General features: G+C 41.3%; 4 protein-coding genes and 1 pseudogene. All 5 read right to left on the reverse strand.

Annotated elements, in window-relative coordinates; all coding sequences use genetic code 11:
- The coding region (gene folP, locus Q0F90_RS07260; RefSeq protein WP_296004376.1) for a dihydropteroate synthase at positions 1-768 on the reverse strand (768 nt) is incomplete at its 3' end.
- Positions 761-1,330 carry a GTP cyclohydrolase I gene (folE, locus tag Q0F90_RS07265; protein WP_296004377.1) on the reverse strand — a complete coding sequence of 190 codons (570 nt, stop codon included), beginning with the start codon at positions 1,328-1,330 and terminating at the stop codon, positions 761-763. The genes folP and folE, both read right to left, overlap by 8 nt.
- A gap of 8 nt (positions 1,331-1,338) precedes the next feature.
- A complete protein-coding gene (locus tag Q0F90_RS07270; protein WP_296004378.1) occupies positions 1,339-2,895 on the reverse strand; it encodes an ABC-F family ATP-binding cassette domain-containing protein in 1,557 nt (518 codons plus the stop codon).
- Positions 2,896-3,006: 111 nt separating this feature from the next.
- On the reverse strand, positions 3,007-4,146 hold the full coding sequence (locus Q0F90_RS07275) for an amidohydrolase (protein WP_296004379.1): 1,140 nt from the start codon (positions 4,144-4,146) through the stop codon (positions 3,007-3,009).
- A 14-nt stretch (positions 4,147-4,160) separates the two neighbouring features.
- Positions 4,161-4,731, reverse strand: a pseudogene (locus tag Q0F90_RS07280) (LD-carboxypeptidase); the annotation flags it as partial.

Raw genomic sequence — 4,731 nt, forward strand, 5'->3', positions numbered from 1 at the left:
CACCATATCAACACCTTGGAATACACCCGTAATACAAGCCGCTACCGTGCCTTCATCCCGTTCTTCTGGAGGCAAACCGCCCAACATAGAACCGATAAAACGCTTACGGCTAGGAGCAAGTAAAATAGGATATTCATAAGCCGTTAACTCACCTAAACGTTGCATAACTTCAATACTTTGTTCTTCTGTTTTACCAAATAATCCAATGCCTGGATCAAGCCAAATTTGTTGAGGTGTAATCCCCACTTTCAATGCTTTATCCACGGCATAGAAGAAGTATGCTTTCATATCTTCAATGATATCACCGTAGTTTGTGTCATTGCTATTGTGCATAATGATTACTGGCACCTTATATTTTGCTGCTACCGCTGCCATATCAGGGTCATAGTGTAAGCCCCATATATCGTTCAAAATATGGGCCCCTTTAGAAAAAGCATAGTCTGCAGTTTTAGCATGGTATGTATCGATAGATACAGGAACTGTAGATGCATTAAGTACAGGATCTATCAATTGAGATAAGCGTTCAATTTCTTCTTCTGCTGTCAATGGTGTACAGCCTGGACCCGTAGATTCTACACCTAAATCAATTATATCAGCACCATCTTCAATCATTTGTGTTACATGCGCTGCTGCTGCCTCTGGGGTGTTGAATTTACCACCATCAGAGAAAGAGTCAGGCGTACCATTGAGTATCCCCATGATAAGGGTACGATCGCACAAAGATAAACTTTTGCCATCATTCCATGTATAATTTCTACGTTTAAACATTTGCCTGTCCTCCACCTAACATTGCTAACGCTTCATCACGTAACGTACCTGTCTCTGCTAGCACGCCACGGCTTTCTAATGTAATCACCTTTGAGTCTTGCTGCATAGTTCCTTTGATAAGCATACATAACTGTGTTGATGTAATGCGCACAAATACACCATGAGCAGATAAATCATTCATAATGGCATCTGCTAATTCCGACGCCAACCGCTCTTGTAGTTGCGGCCTCCGGCTAAGGATATTAACAATCTCTTGAAACTTGCTAAGACCTGCCACACAGCCATCCTTCGGTTGATACACAATATCAACGGTTCCAAAGAATGGCAACAAGTGGTGCTCACACATGGAATAAAATGGAATCCCTGTAACTGCTACAAGCCCCTTGTAATCAGTACTAAAGGTTTCACCCCATGCAGATTTTGTATCTAGGCCTACGCCACTAAATAATTCACTATATAATTCTGTTACACGACTTGGTGTTTTCTCTAGCTCTGGTGCCTCTGTATCAACAGATAAAGCTTCTAAGAATTGCTTTATCCCGTCCTTTGCACGTTGATTCATCGGTCCTCCTAAACGATCTTTGTCGTCCAATCTTCAATATTCCAAATATCCGTAACCCAATCTTTATAAAATTCAGGTTCATGACTTACTAAAACGATAGTTCCTTTGAACTCACGCAAAGCACGACTCAATTCTTCTTTTGCATAAATGTCCAAGTGATTCGTTGGTTCGTCTAATACGAGTACATTGTACTTATTTTGCATCAATTTACATAAGCGAACCTTTGCATTTTCACCACCAGATAACACGCGCATTTGTGATGTAATATGCTCGTTAGTAAGGCCACAACGAGCAAGCGCTGCACGCACCTCTGCATTAGTCATTGCCGGATATTCGTTCCAAATATAGTCTAGTGCAGTTTCAGAATTGGATGGTGTATCCTCTTGAGCGAAATAGCCTATTTGTAGGAATTCACCTTTTACCAACTCACCACTTACAGGCTTTAATAAACCTAAAATTGTTTTCAACAATGTTGTTTTACCTAGACCATTAACGCCACGAATAGCGATTTTTTTATTTCTTTCAATTTGAAAGTCTACTGGTCGAGTCAACGGTTCATCATAGCCTAATTCTAAACCAAAGGCCTCTACAATAAAACGACTTGGCGTACGGCCTTCTTTAAAACCAAAACTTGGTTTAATGTACTCTTTTGGCTTTTCCAAAATTTCCATTTTCTCTAACCGTTTAGCTCGAGAATTTGCCATACCACGCGTTGCTACACGAGCCTTATTGCGTTGGATAAAGTCTTCCATGCGCTCAATTTCTTGTTGTTGACGCTCATAAGCCTTAGCTGCTTGCGCTTTTTTCACTTCATAAGCCGCTTGGAACTGATGATAGTCTCCAGTATAACGCGTTAAAACTGCTTGCTCAATATGATAAATCACGTTGACTACGGAATTTAAAAACTCCATATCATGAGAAATCAAGATGAACGCATTTTCGTAGTTTTGTAAATAGTTTTGCAACCATTGGATATGCTCTACATCAAGATAATTTGTCGGTTCGTCCAAAAGCAAAATCGTTGGTTTTTCTAGTAAAAGTTTTGTAAGTAAAACCTTTGTACGCTGGCCACCGCTGAGCTCCGTAACATCTCGGTCAAGCCCAATATCCATAAGGCCCAAACCTGCAGCTGTACGCTCAATAACCGCATCAATTTCATAGAAGCCACGCTGCTCTAGAATTTCTTGCCACTCCCCTACTTGCTCGAGAAGCTTATTCATTTCATCTTCAGACACATCACCCATGCGATTGTACGCATCGTTAATGTTTTGCTCCATTACAAACAAATCATCAAAAGCTCGTTGCAATACGTCGCGAATGGTCATGGCCTTTTCGAGGACCGCATGTTGATCCAAATAACCTACAGTTACTTGGTTGGACCATTCAATTTTACCTTCATCAGGAGGTATTTTGCCTGTAATGATATTTAGGAATGTAGACTTGCCTTCACCATTAGCACCAATTAACCCTACATGTTCACCTTTCAACAAGCGGAATGATGCATCATCTAAAATTTGTCGCGCTCCAAAACCATGGGTTACATTTGAAACGGTTAAAACACTCATATCTATCTCCACCGGAATAAAAGCCGTCTTGTTGAAGACGGCTTGTTTCATACTTACTTAAATATTATATCTATTGTACCTTTTTGACCTCTATATGTCAAAAATTGAACATCACTTACCCACTGCATAGCGCAAGGCTACCACAGCCATAATCTTAGCGCCCTTAATCGCTTGCTCCAATCCATAGTCGGAACCTGCTGCACAAGTGAACTCTGGTGTATGAGCCTCTAAACCTAACCCAATCTGCAAAGTAGGCTGTGCTGTTGGTACTTCATAAGATACATTTCCTACATCTGTACTACCATCAGCCTCATCATCAGGCAATATACGGGGCGTTTCACCAAATTCAGTCATCACATCGTTAAATAGATCTAATAGTTGTTTATCTTGACGCATATCCTTAAAGAGAGGCTCATAATGATGCATCTCAACACGGGCGCCATAAGATGCTGCAATTTCTTGAGCAGCCTCTTTGATAGCCGGCAAAATAATACCTTCTAAATCGTCCACCGTACTACCGCGAACAGTCATGCGAATCGTCGCCTTAGGAGTTACTACATTTGGTGCTGTACCAGCTTCGGTAAAAATGGCCCCTACAATAGCCCCTTTAGGGAATGTTTTCTTTAACTCTTTTATTTTTTGATATAAATCTACAGCACAGTCTAAGGCATTAATACCAGAGTCAGTTAATGATGCTATATGACAAGACCGTCCATGGAAGGTAATCTCTAGTGGATGCGTCGCTAATGATGTGCCCCCTACCTCATTTTCACCGCCTGGATGAATAATTAGTGCCGCCTCATAGCCCTTAAATAAACCAGCCTCAGCCATGTATACTTTACCACCAATAGTTTCCTCCGCAGGACAACCAAAGAAGGTCGTTCCCCACGTTTCCGGTGCACTTTGACTGAAGGCAATAGCCGCCCCTAAACTCATCATGGCAATGAGATTATGGCCGCAACCATGACCGAGTTCAGGTAACGCATCATACTCTCCTAAGAATGCTATTTTATGTCTCGCATCATGGTTATGGTCACCACGTAGTGCCGTTTGTAACTCAGGATAATCTGTTAATCCTACTTGAGATGTAAAATTATGTGTTTCTAAGAATTGGTAAATTATCTTAACTGCTTTATGCTCGTTTAATCCCAATTCTGGGTTATCGTGTAAATATAAGGAGACTTTGCGCAATTCCTCAGCCATACTATCTATGATGACACAGGCACGAGCCTCTCGTTCTTGTAATGTCATAACTCCCCCAATAATTATTTCGTATACGGATGAACGATGATAGTATTAGAAATATATCTAAAGCTAATCGTTGCTCCTAATGGCAAGGTTTGATGCGGTGAACCATGGCCTGTTGGCGCATAGCACACAAAAGGTTCTGGTAATTCAGAATCTCGATTTTCCTCCATATACCGCAACGCTTCATAGCCTAAATCATAATCCCGTTCATCTTCGTCACCTTCGCAATCTGTAAAAGTACCGATGACTAAGCCTTTAATGCGACTCAATAAACCGCTGAGACGAAATTGTTGTAACATGCGATCGAGCTTATAAGGAGCCTCGCCTACATCTTCAATGAATAGTAGAGTGTCCTCCCAAGAGTCATCCTCTAAAAAATATGGTGTTCCTGATAGCATAGATAACATTGTCATATTGCCACCTCGTAAAATTCCGTCACCCAGCTCAGTGCCAATGGCGCCACGAGGTGGTTCAGGTAATGGTTCTATGACTTGCAATTTACCTTCTAAGGTATTAAATAAGGCATCAATATCGACCTGACGTTCAGCCTTAAAATCTACGCCCATCGGCCCATGATACGTAATAAGC

Source organism: uncultured Veillonella sp., assembly GCF_934190855.1.
GTDB lineage: Bacteria > Bacillota > Negativicutes > Veillonellales > Veillonellaceae > Veillonella.

Excerpts from the sequence above, each read along its gene's own strand:
- folE (WP_296004377.1), bottom strand. The coding sequence starts at position 1,330 with ATGAATCAACGTGCAAAGGACGGGATAAAGCAATTCTTAGAAGCTTTA.
- Q0F90_RS07270 (WP_296004378.1), bottom strand. The coding sequence starts at position 2,895 with ATGAGTGTTTTAACCGTTTCAAATGTAACCCATGGTTTTGGAGCGCGA.
- Q0F90_RS07275 (WP_296004379.1), bottom strand. The coding sequence starts at position 4,146 with ATGACATTACAAGAACGAGAGGCTCGTGCCTGTGTCATCATAGATAGT.